We start from the raw sequence: 20,036 nt of genomic DNA, 5'->3' as shown, positions 1-20,036 counted from the left end.
GTGGAGGCGGGCGCGCCGGTGCGGCGGGCGGCGCCGGACGAGGATGAGGATTGGCGGCCCGGCGTGCCGCCGCCGGGGGCGCCGATGCCGGACCTGGCGGGGTGGGACCATGTGTATGCCTATCGCGATGCCGCCGGGCGGGTGATGCGCTATGTGGTGCGGCGCGATGCGACGGCGCATGCGCGCAAGCGGATCATGCCGCTGACCTGGGGTACGCTGCGGGGCGAGGGCGGCGAGCGGACGGGCTGGCATCCGCGCCATGCCGCCGTGCCGCGCTCGCTGTACGGGCTGGAGCGGGTGATGCGGGCGCGCACCGTGCTGGTGTGCGAGGGCGAGAAGGCGGCCGATGCGGCGCAATGCCTGTTTCCGCGCATGGCGTGCGTGACGTGGACGGCGGGCAGCGGGCATGTGGGCCGGGCGGACTGGAGCGTGCTGGCGGGGCGGCATGTGATTCTGTGGCCCGATCACGATGCGCCGGGGGCGAAGGCGGCGGCGGAGATTGCCGCCATCCTGGGCGGAATTGCCGCGACGGTGCGGCTGGTGGATGTCGGCGATCTGGAGCCGGGGGACGATGCGGCGGATCTGCGCGTGCCCGACGCGCGGGCGTGGCTGTGCGAGCGGGTGGGGCCGGTGCTGTGCGGCACCAGCGTGAAGCGCGCCGGGGCGCAAGGCGGGCCTGTGGTGGCGCGGCGGGTGGCCGGGCTGGAACCGATTGCGGTACGCGGCGGGGAGATCGACCTGGTGGCCAGTGCCGGGGAACGGGCGCTGGTGGCGGCGAATGCGCCGGTTTATCAGCGCGGTACCCGTCTGATGCGGCCGGGGCGGCGCGAGGTGGCGGCGGCGGACGGGCGGTTGACGCAGGCGGCGTGCCTGATGGATGTCGGCGTGCCGGCGCTGACCGACCTGCTGTGCCAGGTGGTGGAATGGCGGCGGTTCGACCGGCGCAGCCAGGGGTGGAAGGCGATCGACCCGCCGGCGGCGGTGGCGCAGGTGATTTTGAGCCGGGCGGGGACGTGGCCGTTTCCCGTGCTGGCCGGGGTGATCACCACGCCGACGCTGCGGCCGGACGGGTCGGTGCTGATGGCGCCGGGCTATGATCTGGCGACGCGGCTTTATCATGTGGACGATCCGACGCTGGAACTGAGCCTGCCGGAGCCGACGCGGGCGGCGGCCGACGCGGCGCTGGCGCTGCTGGAAGGGCTGCTGGTGGAGTTTCCCTTTGCCGCCGAGGCCGACCGGTCGGTGGCGCTGGCGGCGATTCTGACCACCGTGGCGCGGGGGATGATGCCGGTGAGTCCGCTCTTTGCCTTTCGGGCCAACGCGCCGGGGTCGGGCAAGAGTTTCCTCGTGGATCTGGCGAGCGTGATCGCGACCGGGCGGGTGTGCCCGGTGACCAGCGCGGGCGAGGATGTGGCGGAGATGGAAAAGCGCCTGACCGGGCTGCTGCTGGCGGGCTATCCGATCATGTCGCTGGACAATGTGAACGAGGAACTGGGCGGGGACCTGCTGTGCCAGGCGACGGAGCGGCCGATCCTGCGGCTGCGCGAACTGGGAGCGTCGTCCAGTGTCGAGATCGAGAACCGGGCGGTGATCTTCGCCACCGGCAATGCGCTGCGGGTGCGCGGCGACATGACGCGGCGGGCGTTGCTGGCGACGCTGGATGCCGGGGTCGAGCAGCCGGAACTGCGCCGGTTTGCCCGTGATCCGGTGGCGGACATCATGGCCGATCGCGGGGCGTATGTTGCCGCCTGCCTGACGATTCTGCGCGCCTGGATGGGAAGCGGGGCGGCGGTGGACCTGCCGCCTCTGGCCTCGTTCGAGGGCTGGAGCCGCACCGTGCGGGCGGCGCTGGTGTGGCTGGGGCGGGCCGATCCGTGCCTGAGCATGCAGGCGGCGCGCGAGGACGACCCGGAGCGCGGCGAGTTGCGCGAGATGCTGGGCCTGCTGGCCGAGGCGGCCGGGGTGGGGCGGCATTGCGGGCGGACGGTGCGGGAGATCGACGATCTTTCGGCGCTGGAACGGCAGGATGCCGCCGGGTATCGCGACGGGTTGCGGCACGCGGAGTTGCGGGATGCGCTGCTGCGCATTGCCGGCACGCCGGCCGGGCGGTTGAATTCCCGCCGCCTGGGGCGGTGGTTTCTGGCGCGGCGGGGGCGGGTGATCGACGGGCTGCGGATCGTGGAATGCGGGATGGCGCATGGCGGCGTGAAGCGTTGGGCGGTCGAGCGGGTGTGACGCGGGGCCGCAACCCTGGCGGGTGGCGTGTCGTTGACCCCTGATGGAAATGGAAGCGGTGCCCATGGGGAATGACGGTCGGATCGGGGCGCTGGCCTTGCTGGCGGGGATGGCGTTCGCCACGGCCTCGACCGGGGCGGCGCGGGCGGAGGACGTGCCGCCGCGCCCGACGATGTGGTACTGGCACAACTGGGCCGATCATCACGGCATCAGCCATATGACGAAATGTCCGCTGCGGGATTTCGACCTGAAGACGATGTCCGCGCCGGCCGGGCCGCAATGGCAGGACCGGCTGAAGAGCGGCCCGGCCCAGGTGATCTTTACCGTGCAGCCGGCGCACTGGAATGGCGTCTGGCATCCCGACCCGAAGGTGCAATGGATCATTCCGCTGAAGGGCGCATGGTATGTGACCGCCATGGACGGGCACAAGGTGGTGATGGGGCCGGGAGAGGTGTCGCTGGGGGAAGATCAACTGAGCCGGAGGGACGAGCAGGGGCATGTCGGGCACGATGCGGGGAATGTGGGGGACGCGCCGGTGGAACTGATGGTGGTGCAGGTGGATGCGGCGCCGACGGTGGACCAGCCCTGCCGCTTCAAATGAGGGCGTGGCTGCGATGCCTGCCCGACGCGGACATATCGTCGGCGTGCCTTGGCGGACCGGCTTCGGGATGCTGCCAGAGATTGTTCATAAAACAGTAGATTCCGTTATATAAGGACGATGTATATCTGGTGGTGCCATGCGCCACGTCGGGCATGGCGCGCCGGTGTCAGGCGGACCAGATGGCGTGCAGATCGAGAATCATGCTTTGCAGCCAATGCAGGCCGGCGTCGCCTCCGATGGTGAGTGGCGAGAGCAGGCGGACATCGCGCGGGCCGATGATGTCGGGCAGGCTGGCGATGCGGAGATCCGTCATCTCGCCGAAGGCGCGGGCGATATATTCCGGCACGACCGCGACCGTGCGCGATTTGCCGAGAAGAAGCGGCAGGTGGCCGAAGGATGGCACCACCAGCCGGATGGTGCGACTGAATCCAAGATTGCGCAGGGCATGGTCGAAGGCGCTATGCTGGCGGGCGCCCTCGATCAGGATCTGGTCCCACTGGCATAGTTCTTCGAGTTGCAGACTGTCCGGCAGGTTGACGAGGGCCGGGTTGCCGACGCACACCATGCGGTACGAGGTCAGCGATATCGTGGCGTAATCGGGGCGCGTCAGCGGGTAGATCGTGACGGCGAGGTCTATTTCCTTGCGGTCCAGCGTCAGATTCATCGTGCCCGGTGCCACCGTGCGGGCGGTCAGCGTCACGTTGGGGGCGACTTCGCGGACCCTGGCCATCAACTGCGAGCCGAGCGCGTAATCCACGCCGCCGTCGTATCCGACCACGAAGCTGCGGGTGGAAGACGCCGGGTCGAATTCGCCCGGTTTGCCCAGCGCGATGCGCATGGTGTCCACGCATTCGTCCAGCACGGATGCGATCTCCGTCGCCCGCGACGTGGGCTGCATGCCGTAGCGGGTGCGGACGAACAGTTCGTCGCCGCATTGAACGCGCAGGCGCCGCAGGGATGCGCTGACGGCCGGCTGGGTCAGCGCCAGCCGGATCGCCGCCCGGCTGACGCTGCGTTCGTGCCACAGGGCGAGGAACACCTGGGCGAGATTGAGATCCATCCGCGAGATATTCATGCGGTCTATAATAAATCAGAAAATTCGTTATTTGACCATACATATTCAAATCAAAAACAATACGGGTGCGAAATCACACCGCACCCTGCCAATTTTCGTTTGAGGACACGGTCATTGATACGTTCGTCCCGTCACCCCGCCGCGTTGCTGCTGGTTTCGACCGCGCTGGTTTCCGTCGTCGCACATGCGCGGCCCCCACGTCATGCCGGCAAGGAGACGGCCAGTTCCGCCGGGCACGCCGCCGCCCCGGCCGCGCCGACGGCATCACGGCCGACCGCGCCGTCGGCGGCGAGGAGCATTCCCGCCCCCAAGGGGGAGGATGTCTCGGTCGTCGGGGGGATTCGCAGCGCCAATGGCGTGACCAACACCACGCCCGGCGGCGGCCTGATGGCGCGCCAGACCACGGCGCGCTCGCAAAGCACGGTCACGCGCGATTTCATCGCCAAGCAGGCGCCGACGGGCAATGCCATCGCCATGATCGCGGCCCTGCCGGGGGTTATTTCGGCCAGCACGGACCCGCTGGGGCAGTCGAATACCGCGATGTCGATCCGGGGACTGCAACAGGCGGAAATCGGCTTCGTCTATGAAGGGATTCCGCTGAACGACAGCATCAACTACACGCCCTATACGCAGGCGATGGTGGATACCGACAATATCCAGTCGGTCACGGTCGCGCAGGGGGCGCCCGATATCGGTGCCCCGGTCTATAACGATGTCGGCGGCCTGGTGACCGTGGCCCTGCGCGGGCCGCTGGACCGACGGGGAGGGATGGTCGATTTCAGTTTCGGATCGAAATCGCTGCAACGGGAATTCATCCGCTACGATACCGGCGAGATCGGCCACAGCGGGGTGAAAGCGTTCGCCTCGTTTTCCTCGACGACCAACGACCAGTGGCGCGGGTCGGGTATGTTCAAGAAATACCATGTCGATTCGAAGATCATCAAGAACTGGGGCGAGGGAAGCAGCGCCGGCCTGATATTTTCCTACGACAACTGGCAGCAGGGCAATTATCGCCCCGCGACCATGGCGCAGTGGAAGCAGTACGGGACCTCGTTCAACTATACCAAGGAATATTCTCCGGGGAACACGAACTGGATCGGCTTGCAGCAATACCAGCGCCGCTCGACCGTGCTGATCGCCCCGGTGAAGCTGAAGCTGAGCCAATCGGTGTCGCTGGACGTGACGCCGGCCTATATGAATTATTCCGAATTCTATTTCGGTGGCGTCACCATCAAGGACAAGGGGTCGTATTTCGGCAGCGAGCCGATCGCCGACCTGAACCTGCCTTACCAGACCAATGGCGTCATGACGGCGTCGAGCATCAATCCGGTACCGCAGAAGATCGGATTCGTGAATAATGCGCTGACATGGAAAGAGGGCGTCAATACGTTCCGCGCCGGATACATCTATACCTATATCGGTCTGGAGGAGCCCATCTACTACGCCCCCGTCGGCTATGACGGCGGCATTGCCAACCGCTACAACAAATACATGGTGGCGCTGCCGGACGGCCGCCAGTACAGAACGCTCGACATGAACTTCAAGCATCAGATGAACGAGATCTTCGTCGATGACGAACTGAAGCTGTTGGGTGGGCGCCTGACGCTGGAAGGCGGGCTGCGTTACCTGATGATCACCCGCTGGGCCACCAACCTGATTCCCGGCGCCACGCACTACAAGGTCGGCGGCAGTTATGCCCAACCGCTGCCGCAGGTGTCCGCCAGCTTCAAGATCACGCCGCGCGACCAGATCTATATCGACGGAACGACCTCCTACCGCGCGCCGGCATCCGTGCAGGTCTATGGCGAGGTGTTCTCGACCTCCAGCCCGCGTCCGGCGTCCAAGCAATCGTCGCTGAAGGGGGAATATGCGATCGGCGAGGAGATCGGCTACCGTCACTATTCCACCGTCAATATCTCCGTCTCGCTGTTCAACTATAACATCACCAACAACCAGATCACGTCGTCGCAATATATCAACGGCATTCCGCTGCCGTCGCCGATCGAGGCGGGCGGCAAGACATCGCGCGGGGCACAGGGTGAAATCGGCCTGCGTCCCTGGCACCATTGGAGTCCGTATGTATCGGCCCAGTACCTGCATGCGACGACGGACAACGATATCCACAAGGGCAACGACCTGCTGCCCACGCGGGGCAAGATCGCGGTGCAGAGCCCGAAATTCTCGGCCGCCGTCGGGATCGCGTACGACGATGGATCGATCTTCGGGAATTTCAATTTCAACTATGTCGGATCGCAATATTCCGCGATCATGGATGACGAGAAACTGCCGGCCTACGAGACCGCCAACATCACACTGGGCTATCGCATGCACAGGGTATGGTTTGCCGAGCATCCGCAGTTTCAGTTGAATGTCGTCAATATCGGCGCCAAGAACTACCTGTCGGGCGTGCAGAGTATTTCGACCAATGCCAAGGCGACGCGCGGCAGGTACGGCACCACCATCGCCGGGTCTTCCCCGCTCTATCTCAGTGCTGGTGGCGTGGCCGTCGTCGCGTCGTTGAGCACCGGTTTCTGACAGAATTTTTCGGGGTATTTTCAGGATATGAGACGCATGAAGTCTTTGCGGTCTGCCGCTCGCCTCTCCGCCATCGTCGCGTCGACCGCGCTGGCCGGCCTGGCATTCGCCCCCGCCGCCCTCGCGGCGCCGGTCGCGTGGCCCAGCAGCGCGGGCAGCGGGTCATGCCCGGTCAGCAAGGCGGTGGACGTGCCGGCGACGATGCGCGACGGCACTGTCCTGCGCGCCGATGTCTATACGCCGCGCACGTCCGGCAAGGTGCCGGTGCTGCTGATGCGTACGCAGTACGGCAAGGAAGCGGCGCAAGTGCAGCCGTCGCGCTTTCAATCGCCCGCCTGGTTCGCGTCGCATTGCTATATCGTCGTGGTGCAGGACATAAGAGGGCAGGGGAAATCGGGCGGTACCTTCTACGAATATCGCTACGATCGCGATGACGGGTATGACACCGTACAATGGGCGGCGGCCCTGCCTGGGGCGGACGGGCAGGTGGCGATGTACGGTTCGTCCTATGTCGGGGCGACGCAATGGCTGGCCGCCACCGCGACGCCCCCGGCGCTGAAGGCGATCATTCCGTCCAATACCGGCGACGATTACTATGACGGCTGGAGCTATGAGGACGGGGCATTCCGCCTGGCCTTCATCGAACCCTGGATCCTGGAGACCATCGCGTCCAGCGCCGCTGCCAATCGGGGCGACAAGGCGCTGGCGAAGAGCCTGTTCGCCGATGGCAAGAATCCGTCGATCTGGCTGGCCTTTACGCCCTACGGTGCGTTCCCGCCGCTTCACCCCGACAAGCCGGAGGTCGCGCCCTATTTCTACGACACTGTTGCCCATCCGGCGCGGGACAGTTTCTGGGAGGCATTCCAGATCCGCACCCATTACGACCGCGTCAAGGTGCCGGTCCTGGCCTTCGACGGGTGGTATGATTCGTTCCTGAACGGTGCGGTCAACAATTTCAACGGTATGCGCGCTTCCGGCGGGAGTGCGGCGGCGCGGGCGAACCAGCGCCTGGTGATCGGGCCGTGGGAGCATATCGGGTGGGGGCGCCCCGATGCCGTCGTCAGTCCGCGGCTCAAGGATATCGGTCCGGTTGCCGACAGCCCGGTCAACGAACTGACCGTGCGGTTTCTCGACCATGTGCTGAAGGGGCAGGCGAACGGCTTTGCCGATGGTCCGCGCGTCGATTATTTCACGATGGGGGAAAATCGCTGGCATAGCGCAACGTCGTTTCCGATCGCGGGCACGCATTATGTCACCTGGTATCTGGGCAGCGAGGGGCGGGCCAATTCGTCCATGGGCGATGGCGGGTTGACGACCGCCAGGCCGCGTGGCGCGGCGGCGGATCGTTTCGTCTATGATCCCGCCAACCCGGTGCCTAGCCTGGGGGGGCATTCCTGCTGTTCCTGGACGTCGGGACCGCAGGGGCAGTTCGACCAGTCCGCCATCGAGCAGCGGCCGGACATCCTGGTCTATACGAGCGCGCCGCTGGTGGAGGCGATGAACGTCACGGGGCCGATCACGGTCGACCTGTTTGCGACGACGGATGCCAAGGATACCGATTTTACCGCCAAGCTGCTGGATGTCGGACCCGACGGGCGTGCGATCAACCTGAATAACGGCATTATCCGCGCCGCTTATCGGGAGTCGCTGAGCCATCCGACCCCGATCGTGCCCGGACAGGTTTACGAATATCACATCAAGGTCTGGCCGACCTCCAACCTGTTCAAGGCTGGGCATCGAATCCGGCTGGAGATTTCGTCCAGCGACTATCCGCAGTTCGCCCCCAATCCCAATACCGGGGAGCCTTTGGCGACTGCCCGGACGGTGGTGACCGCCCATCAGACCATCTGGCATGACGACACGCATCGATCGGCCGTCATTCTTCCGGTCCTTCCGGCTGCCGTCGCGGGAGCGGGGATCGATCATCCGCCTGCGGATTGAGGCTTAGGGGCGCGAAGGCGGTGCGCGGCATGGGTCGCGGCCGCCGATCCCGGCGTGCCTTCGCGGGGAGCTGGCCGTGACCCGGTCGCGTGGCAGGGCAGGCCCGGAGTAGGGATGCTTGGGCGGGCGCCGTGCCTGCCCGAGGGGGGACGAAAAAGCCCTGCGAATCTTTCTCTGCGCCGCATTCCTGTATTCAACGGTATATTGAGTGGGCGCCGCAGTCGCGGGCGGACTGTTTCCGCATCCCCGATTGGTGGGCCAGTGCCGACGCGTTCAAGAAATGCCACCGGCCGGGATGGGCGGCAGGAAGTGCGCCGCCTCGTTCTGTCGGGCGGCAGGGGCATATTCGCTGCCAAATGCCTCGATGCGACGGTCGGGTGGTTGCCATTCTTCCCGCATATCGGCAATCAGCGGCCGCGTTCGGAGAGGGAGCGTTTCTTTCGTGGCAGAGCACAGGGGGGCGCAGGTGGACGAGGTGCCGACGGTGGACCGGCCCTGCCGCTTCAGGTGAAGGACGCGCGGGGGCTGGCCATTTCCGGGGTTGGAGGCGCGAGAAAATCTGGATGATTCATGGCCAGTCATGCTGATGCGCGGGCTGGGCGGCCTGATTCCTTTGACACGGAAGGAGCGATGATATTCCTATTGTCTGGGAGCCTGACCGAAAATGCGCGCCGGCGGCGATCCGACGCGCATTTTCGGTCAGGCTCTGAAAACGATGGAAACGAGCCGAATACGGACTGAAAGGTCGGAAAATGCGCCAGCTTGTCGCAACCTGCGTTGCCGCCGCTCTTTCGGCTGGTCTGCTGGCCGCGCCGGTGGTCGAAGCCTGTACGCGCTTTGTCTATCATGGCGCGGATAATGAGGTGATCACGGCCCGGTCGATGGACTGGAAAACCGATGTCGCGACCAATCTCTGGGTCTTTCCGCGCGGGATGCGGCGCTCGGGGGAGGCCGGGGCGCATTCTGTCGTCTGGACATCGAAATATGGCAGCGTCATTGCCTCCGGCTACGATATCTCCACCACGGATGGCATGAACGAGGCCGGGCTGGTCGCCAACGTGCTGTGGCTGGTCGAGTCCGAATATCCGAAATATGACGGTACAAAAAAGGGATTGTCGATCGCGGCGTGGGCACAGTACGTGTTGGATAATTTCGCCACCGTGCAGGAAGCCGTGGATACGCTGGCGAAGGAGCCCTTTACGATCGTCACGGCGAACGTGCCCGGCGAGACGCGGCTGGCCACGTTGCATCTGTCGCTCTCCGATGCCTCGGGCGACAGTGCGATCATCGAATATATCGACGGGAAGCAGGTCATTCACCATAGCCGCGACTATCAGGTGATGACCAATTCGCCGAGTTTCGAAAAGCAGCTTGCCCTGAACGCCTACTGGAAGGATATCGGCGGCACGGTGATGCTGCCCGGCACCAACCGCGCCGCCGACCGGTTTGCGCGGGCCGCCTTCTATGTCAACGCGATTCCGAAAAGCGAGAGCCCGGTCGAGGCGATTGCCAGCGTGTTCAGCGTGATCCGCAATGTGTCGGTGCCGTTCGGCATCACGACGCCCGACCAGCCCAATATTTCGTCGACGCGCTGGCGGACGGTCGCCGACCAGAAGCGCAGGCTGTATTTCTTCGAATCGGTCCTGACGCCGAATATCTTCTGGGTGGATCTGAAAACGCTCGATTTCTCGGAGAAGACCGGGAAAGTGATGAAGCTGGAGCTTGGGCCGAACCAGACCAATATCTATTCCGGCGTGGCGAACGCGCAGTTCAGGCCGGCGGCGCCGTTCAAATTTCTCGGCATCGCGCCGCCGCTGCGGGCACAGTGCTGCGTGCTGAAGGCCGGCGAGGAATGAGGCTGCCCTCTGCCTGCCGGCCGCTGAAGAGCCGGCAGGGGCAGGCCCGGACGGCCTTTTAAGAGATGCTTCCGGACTGTGGGGGGGCGGGCCAGGCGTGCAGGCCGATATCGGCGATTGTGAGCAGCCTTTCCCTTGGCGCGCCGCCGCGCGCCAGCAGGCTCATGCCGCGCAGGAGGACGCTGTAGAAGGCGGCCGTGGCTTCGATATCCGCCTCGGCCGGGAGGTCGCCTGAAGTGATGCCGGCGCGCAGGCGGGTGACCAGAGCGGCTTCGGCCTCGGTGCGCCGGGTGGTCAGGAGATCGCGCAGGCGGGCCTGATTCGGGGCGCATTGAGTGGCGGCGGTGGCGATCATGCAGCCGGCCGGCTGGTCGTCGCGGGTGAACTGGGAGGCGGCCGTCGTCGTCAATTATGCGTCCGGCCAGGTGGGGGCAGCAGCATCAATATCGGCTCCGTCGTGTCGCGGATCACGCCGCCCAATTCGGTCGTCTATAACGGGACGAAGGGGGCGGTCGATGCCATGACCGGGACGCTGGCGCGGGAACTCGGGCCGAGGCAGATCCGCGTCAATGCCATCAATCCGGGTTTGGTCGAGACGGAGGGGACGCGGAGCGCCAATGTCGTGGGGTCGGTCCTGGTGCTGCGGCCCTCGTGCTGCGGTGCCGGGGCCGGCTTGTGCCTGGGATTGTGTCCCGCGCATAAAAAAACCGCCCCGAAGGGCGGTTTTCCGAGGGTGCCGCTGGCGGAACCTTCACGCAGCCTTGAGATTGACCGCGGACTTCTTGCCATTGCGGCCAGCCTCGATTTCATACGAAATCTTCTGGCCCTCGTTGAGGGTGGCCATGCCAGCGCGCTCAAGAGCGGTGATGTGGACGAATACGTCCGCAGTGCCGTCCTCGGGCTGGATGAAGCCGAAGCCTTTGGTGGAGTTGAACCATTTTACGGTGCCTGTTGTCATAACGAGGCTCCTTTACTGTAGTGCGGTGGTACATACAAAACGTGTACGCAATCGTAACTTGTCACGGGACAGCGCCGACGCAACGCGCGTCAGAGATCCTCATAAAAGCATCCACCATCGCCATCTACACATGAATAAATTTTGGAAGCAAGCAAAAAATTCTTGCCTCCTTCATGATCCATTACATTGGAAATAGTTTCTATACCGTTGATTATATGCGGCGTTATGCCGAAAACCAACAGAAAACGACCAGTTCTGGTAACGGAAATTCTCTCTGCCGGCCCGGTGGGAGAGGTGGGAATGGTGAGGTTGAAGCCCTTGAGGGAGGGAAACTGGCCCTGCCAATCCGGGAGGACCGGCGGGGGAGGAGCCCGACTTTCCCACCTTTGCCACCGGTGACGTGGGATGGGATTACGCCGGCGCGATGTCCGCCCTGTCGGGCGGCAGCAGGCCGGTGGCGCGGGCGGCGGCGATGATTTCCGTGACCGGGACGGTGATCCAGCGTTCGGCGGACAGGGGGCCGGCGGTGTCGCGCCAGGTTTGGACAATTGCGCAGCCCAGCGTGTAGCCGAACCAGCGGGGGATGTCGGCGGTGCCGAAGAACCAGCGGGCGTGGTCGTAGCCGGTGGCGGCCATGGGCGGCAGGCGGTCGTGCCGTTGCAGGATCGCGGGGCGGTCGATGGCGCCCTCCCAGGGGGCGGGTGGCATCTGGCTGAGGGTGTGGGCGAAGTGGCAGGCGAGGCCCTCGCTGACCAGGGCTTCGCCGAAGGTGCGGCCGTAGCCGGGGCCGGCCATGCGCAGGGTGTGGTGGGCCTCGTGCAGCATCTCGCGCGTCAGGGTGCCGTTGACGATGGTGGCGGCCGTGTTGGGATTGGCGGGGTCGATCGTGAGCGACACCAGCCGGGCGTGCCAGGCGCGGCCGCCGATGCCGATTTCGGGAATGGTGCCGGGGCGGGCGGGCTGGATGAGGATATCGAGCGGCGGCGGCGGCAGTTGGGTGGAGAGCAGGGTATGGGCTTGTGCGATGGCGGCCTGGATGCCGGCCTGTTGCGCGTCGAGGTTGCCGGTGGCGCGCAGCCAGTGGAGGTGCCAGTTGTGCATGTGGTCCGTTCCCGCGCCCTGGAGGGCGCAGGATGCGGAGCGGGCGTTTGTGCTGTCAATCGGGCATGGCTGTGAAGGCGGAGGGCCTTGGTGCGTCAGCGGGGCGGGGGGTGCGGTTGAAGGCGCGGTAGAGGCCGCCGCCGGCGAGGATGCCGAGGAACCAGGAGACGGCGTTGATGGCGTCCTGGCCGGGGAAGGTGCCCGCCGGGAAGAGGGTCGGGGGCAGGATGAGCAGCAGGGTCAGGGCGGTGGCGGCCAGCGCGGACGGGCGCCAGCCATGCCGGCCCGCATAGAGGCCGGTGAAGCTGTAGAGTTGCGGGAGGTCCAGCGTCTGGCGGCGGACGAGGTAGTAATCGGCCAGCATGATGCCGGTAATGGGGGCCAGGATCGCGGACAGGATGCCGAGAAGGGCGAAGACGGCCTGCGGATGGTCGAACCACATCCAGGGGGCGGCGAGCAGGCCGAGCAGGATGACCGCGATGCCCGCGCGGTCGAAATCGAGGCGGCGGGGGAACAGGCTGAGCAGGTCGTAGGCGGCGGGCACGATGTTGCCGGCGACGTTGACCGACAGGGCGGCGATGATGATCGTGGTGCCGCCGATGAGCGTGAGGGGCGTGCTGTGGATCTGTGTCAGGATTTCGACCGGATTCCACATCGGTTTTCCGAAGGTGACGATGGTGGCCGAGGTGATGAGGATGCTCATCGGCGTGAAGATGACGGCCGTGACGGGTAGGCCGATGAGCTGGCCGATGGCCTGGTCGCGCTGTGAGCGGACGAAGCGGCTGAGATCGGGGATATTGACCGCGAACGAGGCCCAGATGCCGATGATGCTGGTGACGGTGGCCCCGCCCTTGAGGAACAGCGCCGACCCGTGAAGCGTGGACGGAATGGCGAAGAGCGGGCCGGTGCCGTGGCAGATCCTGACGGCCCAGAGGGAAGCGGCGCCGGCGACGACGAGGACCAGCGGGCCGGCGACCAGCTCGAAATTGCGGATGCGGTGCATGCCGTGGGCGGCGACGAGGGCGTGCAGGCCCCACACCAGCGCCATGGACAGCCACAGGCCCAGCGATGTGCCGCTGCCGGGGAGGCGCAGGCTGTCCCATGCCGGCCAGAGGCTGGCGAGGATGGCGTCGAGCGCCTCGGACGCCGCGTAGGACTGGACGGCGAACCAGAAGATGGCGACCACGGCGCGGATGGCGACGGGGATGACGGCCCCGCGCGGGCCGAAGGCGCTGCGGATCAGGACGCAGAAGGGGATGCCCCATTCGGTGCCGGCACGGGCATTGAACCACATGGCGGCGAACAGCGAGCAATAGGCCGTCCAGACGATCAGCAGGCACTGGAGGGCGGAGAAACCGACGGCCATCAGCCCGGCGGCGGCCTCGTAGGCCACCACGTTATGGACCATGCCCATCCAGACCGCGGCGAGGGTGACCCAGGTCCAGTCGCGTTTCTGCGGGGGCAGGGGCGCGATGTCGGGATTCCACAGCAGGGGGTCTCGGACGGTCTGGGTGGTGTCCAGCATGGGGTCTTTCCGGTTTTGGCCCGACGCCGGGGCGCTAGGCCCGGCGTCGGGTGATGCGGGGGGTGATCTGCCGGGAATGGGCGGCGATGGTGTCGGCGAGGGCCTTGACGGGGCCTTCGAGCGTTTCGGTCTTGCCGATGACGATGAAATCGACCTCCGGCGTTTCGGGTAGTCCCTCGGCCACGGGAAGCGAGCGGTCGTACTGGCTGAGGAAGGACGATTGCGCGGTGACGCCGTAGCCGGCGCGGACGGCGGCGAGCAGGGCCGTGAGGTTTTCGGACGTGAAGGCGACGTACCAGGGGATTTCCGCCGCGTTGAGGCATTCGAGCGCGATCAGGCGGGTGATGGCGGGCTCGGGGAACACGACCAGCGGCAGCGGGGTGCCGGGCTCCCAGTTGCCGAACCAGGTGAGGGGCTCGCGCCAGATGGTGGTGCCGCGTGCGTCGCCGATGCGGCGCTTGGTGCAGAGCAGGTCGACCGAGCCGGTGTCGAGATCGTTCTGGAGCGAGCCGCTGAGGCCGACGCGAAGATGGACGTCGACCTTGGGGTATTTCTCGCGGAAGATGCCCAGGATTTCCGGCAGGCGGGTCATCGTCAGGTCTTCGGAGATGCCGAGGCGGATATAGCCGCGGATCACCGAGCGGTCGAACCAGGTGAGCGCGCGGTCCTGCGCCGAGAGAATGTCGCGCGCGAGGGCGATCATCATATGGCCGTCCTGCGTCAGCGTGACCTGCTTGGTGCTGCGGACCAGGAGCGTGCGGTTGACGGCCTGTTCCAGGCGGCTGACATGCTGGCTGACGGTGGACTGGACGATGCCGAGACGGCGGGCGGCGGAGGTGAAATGCAGGGTCTCCGCCACCGCCAGGAAGGAGCGGAGCTGCTGGGGGTCGAGGTCTCGGGCGTCGTCCATGATGGATTCCTGTTTCAGAACGGAGCCTTCATTTCAGGACGATGACGGACGAAGGTCCAGACCCCGGCCTTCCAGCCGCCGAGGACGGGGCGCAGTTCGCGCACCGCCGTGGCCGTGTCGGGGGCGTCGATCAGCACGATGTTGGCGGGGGCGCCCTCGGCGATCGTGGCTGGCACGCCCAGCGAGGACGCGGGGGAGGTGGTGAGCATGTCCCAGATCAGGGACAGATCGGCATCGGACGACGCGCCGGTGATGTTGGCGAAGAGATTGCCCATGCGCAGGAGGTTGGCGTCGCCGAAGGGGGTGAAGGGGTTGACGATGTTGTTGGTGGCCAGCGCGCAGCGGCCGCCCATGCGGGCGTAGCGCATCAGCGGGGCCATGCTGCCGCGCATGAGGAACAGGTCGGTGGCCGGCAGGGCCGTCAGCACGATGTCGGCGGCCAGCAATCCTTCCAGGATGGCCGTCTGCTCGTCTTCGGGCAGGACGGAGAGTTTGGTGGCGTGGCCGATGGCCACCCGGCCCTGATAGCCGGTCTCGATGACGTGGCGGATGAGGGCGGGCAGGGCGCTGGCCGTGGGGTCGAGGTCGAAATCGATGTGGAAATCGGCGTTGCAGTCGTGCCTTGCCGCGAGGGCGAGGATGCGGCGGATCTGTTCTTCCGGGTCCGGATCGGTGTAGGGGCAGCCGCCGACGCTCTGGGCGCCGAGGCGCAGGGCTTCGTCCAGCAGGGCTTCGCCGTCCGGATGCTGGGTCAGCCCGTCCTGCGCGAAGGCGCACAGGCGCAGGTCGATGGCGTGGCGGGCTTCCGCCGCCAGGGTCAGCAGGGCTTCCAGGCTGCGCAGGCCGGCGGCGTGATCGACCTCGACGAAGCTTTGCATGACCGTGGTGCCGTGGGTGACGGCATCGCGCAGGACACGGACGGCACGGTCATGCACGTCCTGCACCGTGAAGCTGGCCTTGAGTTCGGTGATTTTGCGGATGGCGGTGGCGAGCGTGGTGCCGTCGGTGCCGCAGCGATGCAGGGTGGCGGCCTTGTCGAGATGGATGTGGCTTTCCACGAAACCGGGGAAAGCCAGACTGCCGCCCCCGTCGAATTCGACGGGGGCGGTGGATGGGATGTGGGGGTGAAGCGCGGCGATCCGCCCGGCGGCGACGCCGATATCGAGCGGTGCCGGGCGGGCGGCGAGGCGGACGTTCCGGATAATGAGGTCCATAGGGTGTGATAGCCTGTCTGGTATTTATGTTTTTTGTTGCGACCGGACCGATCGGGGTCAGAATTCGGTGGAAAGCTGGGCGGCGACGGTGAAGCCCGCGCCGATGATGTAGGTCGGCGAGCCGGCGGCGTTGATGATGGTGCCGTTGACGCCGCGTGTGGCCTGGGCGTTGGGCAGCACCGAGCCGAGGCCGGCCAGGTAGTGGGTATCCCACAGATTGACGAAGTTGAGCTGGAATTTCGGGTGCTTGATGTAGCGGTAGGACGGGAGGTAGACGCCGATCGTCATGTCGCCGTGGGTCTGGGCGGGCATCTTCTCGTCGTTCATGAAGGTTGAATATTGAGACGAGAGATATTTGAAGCCGAAATTGCCGAAGAACAGCGCGTCGTCATAGGACAGGCCGAAGGATGCCTGGAAACGGGGGCTCTGCACCGCCGTCTTGCCTCTGGTGGGCAGGGAGTCGTTGCCGACCCTGAAATCGTTGTCGATCGTGGTGTGCAGATATTCGAACGAGGCGTAGGGGCTGAAATGCATGAAGGGGATGGTGCCCAGTTCGATATCGACGCCGCGTGAGGTCTGGCCGCCCTCGTTGATCGTGGTGGAGACGGGCAGGTTGCCGATATAGGTCTGGGTGGCGATCTGGCGGTTGGTGAAATTGTAGTTGAAGAAGGTGACGCTGCCGAGGATCTGGCGGCCCTGGTAGCGGTAGCCGACTTCCTCGGCGATGGAGTATTCGTCTTTCTGCTGGCCGGCGCCCAGGGAGGTGACCTGCCCGGTGGCGGGGCTGGTGCTGCCGAAGAAGCTGGTGCCCAGCGGGGCGCGGAAGCCGGTGGTGACGTTGAAGAACACCTGATGCTCGTGATTGATGTCGTAGCGGACCATCAGGCGCGGCAGCGGCTGGAAGCTGTTGTCGTGGGTGCGGTAATCGGTGCCGGGGATGTGGTTGGTGCCGACGCGGTTGACCATGACGGTCTTGATGCCGCCTGTGATCTGCAGACGGTCGTGCAGCAGGCTGAGGCGGTCGTTGAGGAATATGCCGTTGACCTGCGTCATGAGGTTGTAGTCCCCCGAGCGCAGCGGGCGGCCGTTGGCCATCATGACCGTGGGATCGGTGCCGCGTGGGCCTTGCGGTGCGCCGCTGGCGGTGACGGGGGTATAGTCGATCCAGTTGGAGAAATCGTCGTATTCGTACCAGCTTCCGAGCGTGAGGGTGTTCCTGCCCTGTGTCCAGTTGAGCTTGTCGACGAAGCCGGTGCGGTAGGGGGAATTGAGGTAACGCTGGACGGCGGGGGCCTGGCCGCCGCTGGCACCGGGGAGGGCGGAGCCGGGGGCCTCGAACTGGTTGCCCCAGTAATAGCCGCCCGTAGGCAGGGTGGTGCCGCTGAGGCCGCCGCCGGAGCCGTGGAAGAAATAGGGCTCGACATCGGCGGTGATGTGCTTTGTCAGGCGGAAGGTGGAGGGGAGGCCGATATTGAAATCTTCCCACGGGTTCTGGTACATGCGCCAGTAGGCCGCGTAGGCGGCGGGGGAGCCGCCCCGGATGTAGGTGGGGCTGTAATAGTTGGAGCGGCCGTTGGCGTTCCACTGCGCGAGCGTGGGTTCGTAGTAATTGGAAATCGTCTGGTCGGCCCAGGTGAAGACGGCCGCCACGCGGTTGCCCTGACCCCATTCCTTGACGAATTTCGCGTCGATATGCAGGCGGCGGTCGGTGCCGGGGCCGGTGAAGTGCTGATCGTAGAAATTGGAGAAGGACACCCAGCCCCGGATGCCGGTATGGCCGATATCGCCGGTATTGACGCGGATGAACTGCTTCTTGGAATCCCACGTGCCGAACATGGCCGATGCGTAGCCGCCGAATGTGTGGGACGGGTCGATGGTCCTGAAGCTGACTTGGCCGCCGAGATCGACATAGCTGGGGGTGTCGATGGGCGAGGAGCCCTGGGTGATCGACGCGCTTTGCAGGTTTTCGGAATCGATGAGCTGCGAGGGGTAGATGGTGCCGTTATTGGGGTCGTTCTGCGGCGTGCCATCGACCATGAAGCCGATTTCCTGCTGGTTGAGGCCGCGCAGCGTCATGGTGACCTGGTTGCTCATGCCGAAGGCGTCGGAGGTCGCGACGTTGGCGCCGGGCATGTTCTGCACCAGGTTCAGGGCGCCGGCGCTGGCGACCTGTTTGGTGATGTATGCGCGGTCGACCGTGCTGACCGAGGCTTCGGCACGGGTGCGCACCATCTGGCCCGACCCGGATGCCTGGCGCAGGGTGCGGACCACCGATATGGATTCGGGGTCGGAACGGGTGCCGGCCGGGTGGGGGGCAGGATGCGCCTTCGGCCCGGTTGCGGCTGTGGCGGAAAACGGTACGATCGAGACTGCGCATAGAAGCAGAGAAACTTTGAAGGAAATCGGTTTCATCCTTTTTTCGTTCCTGTTTCGTATCATGTTGGGTATCGCGAAGCGGCCCGTTTCCAGGCGCCCTGGCGCGGCGGGAGGAGCGCGGGACGAGCCCCTCGTGGCGCCCGATCCAGCGGTGATTGATTTCGATATGAAATTAGATGGCACCTACTTATCGCGATGTCAAACTGATTCGGGCGGATAATGTTCTCGGAGGAGAACGAAGTCGGGGGAGAGGGTGGGGTCTGGAAGCGTGACGGGATTTTTTGGCTTGTCGCGTAAAAAACAAACCAAACCATCCGCTGCTGCTGGAGGAGACAATAAGGATATCCCGGCCCCCGGATCGGGCGATATGGTCGGCGCCGTGGGACGTGGAGGGGGTGATGGCGGCGGACGCGGAGGAGAAGCAGGCGCGGGGGTTGACCGTGCGGCAGGCGCGGTTCGTCGCGGAGTATCTCGTCGACCTGAATACCACGCAGGCGGCGATGCGGGCCGGGTATGGGGCGGGGTATGCGCGCCGGCATGCGTGGAAGCTGCTGCGGTCGGCGCGGGTGCGCGAGGCGATCGGTCAGGCGGAACTGGCGTTGCAGGATCGGACGAAGTTCAGTCAGGATCGGGTGATTGCGGAACTGACGCGGCTGGCGTTCTACGATGTGGGCACGATTGCCGCGCATCCGCTGAGGGGGCCGGAGGATATCGCGACGTTGCCGGTGGAGGTGCGGGCGGCCGTTACGGGTTGGTCGTGGGACAAGGCGGGCAATTTCACGGTGCGGCTGGCGCCGCGCACGCCCAGCCTGGACCTGCTGGCAAGGCATTTCGGCCTGCTGAAGGATGTGAAGCAGCATCTGGGCCGCGACGGCAAGCCAGCCGACCCGCCGGGCCTCTACACCGTCGTCGTTCGCTGAATCGGGGTGAAGGGGGCGACTGCCCCCTTCCGGGTGCAGGGCGGAGCCCTGCGAACAGATCGGGAGAGACTATTCATGCGACAGCACAAAGAACTGGCCGAGGGCGAGATGATTCCCGGCGAGGCGCAGGATTTCGGTGTCGGAAAGCTGACCGGCGCGCCGAGGCGTGGGGCGTGCGGGACGGCGGATGGCGGCATGCTGAAGGACCATGAGCGCGCGGCCGCGCCCGCGCCGCGTCCGCGCGGGGGACGGATGGCGGCGGCGCCTTTGCCCGATCATGGCCCGCATCGCGTGGGCAAGGGGCGCTGAGGGCGCCGGGGTTTGGTGCTGGGGTATAATCGGGAGTCGGTGCCGACGATCCGGCGTTTTATGGAATCGGACGCTTTCATCAGGGGATTGATGGGGCCGTTCGGGTCCGGGAAAAGCTCCGGCTGCGTCTGGGAAATCGTGCTGCGGGGGTTGCGGCAGGCGCCGGGGGCGGATGGGGTGCGGCGGTCGCGGTGGGCGGTGATCCGCAATTCCTACCGGCAGCTTGAGGATACCACCATCCGCACCGTGCATCAGTGGTTTCCGCCGATGCGTTTCGGGCGGTGGAAGCCGACCGAGCATTCCTATGTGATCAACCGCATGGTGGCGGAAGGGGACGAGAAGCCGGCCGAGATCGAATTGCTGTTCCGGGCGCTGGATCGGCCGGACCAGGTGGGGAACCTGCTGTCGCTGGAACTGACCGGCGCGTGGGTGAACGAGGCGCGGGAAGTGCCGTGGGCGATCATCGAGGCGGTGCAGGGG

The 20,036-nt window shown here is 65.6% G+C and carries 15 protein-coding genes and 2 pseudogenes; 9 read left to right on the top strand and 8 right to left on the bottom strand.

Going from position 1 to position 20,036, the window contains the following annotated elements; genetic code table 11:
* On the top strand, positions 1–2,235 hold a 2,235-nt coding region (locus tag ABF821_RS13420; protein WP_415530340.1), incomplete at its 5' end, for a topoisomerase.
* A 64-nt stretch (positions 2,236–2,299) separates the two neighbouring features.
* Entirely contained in the window at positions 2,300–2,836 is a 537-nt protein-coding gene (locus ABF821_RS13415; protein WP_415530339.1) for a cupin domain-containing protein, read from the top strand.
* 166 nt (positions 2,837–3,002) lie between these two features.
* Here the strand turns inward: ABF821_RS13415 and ABF821_RS13410 are convergent, their stop codons facing one another.
* Positions 3,003–3,896, bottom strand: coding sequence for a LysR family transcriptional regulator (locus ABF821_RS13410; RefSeq protein ID WP_415530338.1), 894 nt, complete (start codon positions 3,894–3,896; stop codon positions 3,003–3,005).
* Positions 3,897–4,025: 129 nt separating this feature from the next.
* Here ABF821_RS13410 and ABF821_RS13405 point away from each other — a divergent pair, with 129 nt between their 5' ends.
* The 3 genes from ABF821_RS13405 to ABF821_RS13395 all read left to right on the top strand — a co-directional run bounded on the left by ABF821_RS13405 (position 4,026) and on the right by ABF821_RS13395 (position 10,243).
* Positions 4,026–6,446, top strand: a complete 2,421-nt coding sequence (locus tag ABF821_RS13405; protein ID WP_415530337.1) for a TonB-dependent receptor — start codon at positions 4,026–4,028, stop codon at positions 6,444–6,446.
* Positions 6,447–6,482: 36 nt separating this feature from the next.
* Complete coding sequence (locus tag ABF821_RS13400; protein ID WP_415530336.1) at positions 6,483–8,387, top strand: CocE/NonD family hydrolase; 1,905 nt, start codon at positions 6,483–6,485, stop codon at positions 8,385–8,387.
* Positions 8,388–9,139: 752 nt separating this feature from the next.
* A complete protein-coding gene (locus tag ABF821_RS13395) occupies positions 9,140–10,243 on the top strand; it encodes a linear amide C-N hydrolase (protein WP_415530335.1) in 1,104 nt (367 codons plus the stop codon).
* Positions 10,244–10,301: 58 nt separating this feature from the next.
* Here the strand turns inward: ABF821_RS13395 and ABF821_RS13390 are convergent, their stop codons facing one another.
* Entirely contained in the window at positions 10,302–10,652 is a 351-nt protein-coding gene (locus tag ABF821_RS13390; protein ID WP_415530334.1) for a TetR family transcriptional regulator C-terminal domain-containing protein, read from the bottom strand.
* Here ABF821_RS13390 and ABF821_RS13385 point away from each other — a divergent pair.
* A pseudogene (locus ABF821_RS13385) lies at positions 10,575–10,847 on the top strand (SDR family oxidoreductase); the annotation flags it as partial. The gene ABF821_RS13390 and the pseudogene ABF821_RS13385 overlap by 78 nt on opposite strands.
* A gap of 147 nt (positions 10,848–10,994) precedes the next feature.
* Here ABF821_RS13385 and ABF821_RS13380 read toward each other — a convergent pair.
* From ABF821_RS13380 to ABF821_RS13355, 6 genes are all read right to left on the bottom strand, one after another.
* A complete protein-coding gene (locus ABF821_RS13380; protein ID WP_182950141.1) occupies positions 10,995–11,201 on the bottom strand; it encodes a cold-shock protein in 207 nt (68 codons plus the stop codon).
* A gap of 411 nt (positions 11,202–11,612) precedes the next feature.
* Positions 11,613–12,302 (bottom strand): DUF2268 domain-containing putative Zn-dependent protease, encoded by a 690-nt coding sequence (locus ABF821_RS13375; protein ID WP_415530333.1) that lies wholly within the window; start codon positions 12,300–12,302, stop codon positions 11,613–11,615.
* A gap of 55 nt (positions 12,303–12,357) precedes the next feature.
* A complete protein-coding gene (locus tag ABF821_RS13370; protein WP_183008488.1) occupies positions 12,358–13,827 on the bottom strand; it encodes an NCS1 family nucleobase:cation symporter-1 in 1,470 nt (489 codons plus the stop codon).
* 34 nt (positions 13,828–13,861) lie between these two features.
* On the bottom strand, positions 13,862–14,737 hold the full coding sequence (locus ABF821_RS13365; RefSeq protein WP_183008487.1) for a LysR family transcriptional regulator: 876 nt from the start codon (positions 14,735–14,737) through the stop codon (positions 13,862–13,864).
* A gap of 14 nt (positions 14,738–14,751) precedes the next feature.
* Positions 14,752–15,951, bottom strand: coding sequence for an amidohydrolase family protein (locus ABF821_RS13360; RefSeq protein ID WP_183008486.1), 1,200 nt, complete (start codon positions 15,949–15,951; stop codon positions 14,752–14,754).
* Positions 15,952–16,008: 57 nt separating this feature from the next.
* A complete protein-coding gene (locus ABF821_RS13355; RefSeq protein WP_183008485.1) occupies positions 16,009–18,363 on the bottom strand; it encodes a TonB-dependent receptor in 2,355 nt (784 codons plus the stop codon).
* Between the two features lie 362 nt (positions 18,364–18,725).
* Between ABF821_RS13355 and ABF821_RS13350 the strand changes: the two genes are divergently transcribed.
* The 3 genes and pseudogenes from ABF821_RS13350 to ABF821_RS13340 all read left to right on the top strand — a co-directional run.
* On the top strand, positions 18,726–19,247 hold the full coding sequence (locus tag ABF821_RS13350) for a terminase small subunit (protein WP_183008484.1): 522 nt from the start codon (positions 18,726–18,728) through the stop codon (positions 19,245–19,247).
* Positions 19,248–19,322: 75 nt separating this feature from the next.
* Positions 19,323–19,556, top strand: a complete 234-nt coding sequence (locus ABF821_RS13345) for a hypothetical protein (RefSeq protein WP_183008483.1) — start codon at positions 19,323–19,325, stop codon at positions 19,554–19,556.
* Positions 19,557–19,616: 60 nt separating this feature from the next.
* Positions 19,617–20,036: pseudogene (locus ABF821_RS13340) on the top strand (hypothetical protein); the annotation flags it as partial.

The sequence above is a fragment of the Gluconacetobacter sp. genome (assembly GCF_047721585.1).
GTDB lineage: Bacteria > Pseudomonadota > Alphaproteobacteria > Acetobacterales > Acetobacteraceae > Gluconacetobacter > Gluconacetobacter dulcium.
This window is presented reverse-complemented; position numbering and strand designations above follow the sequence as displayed.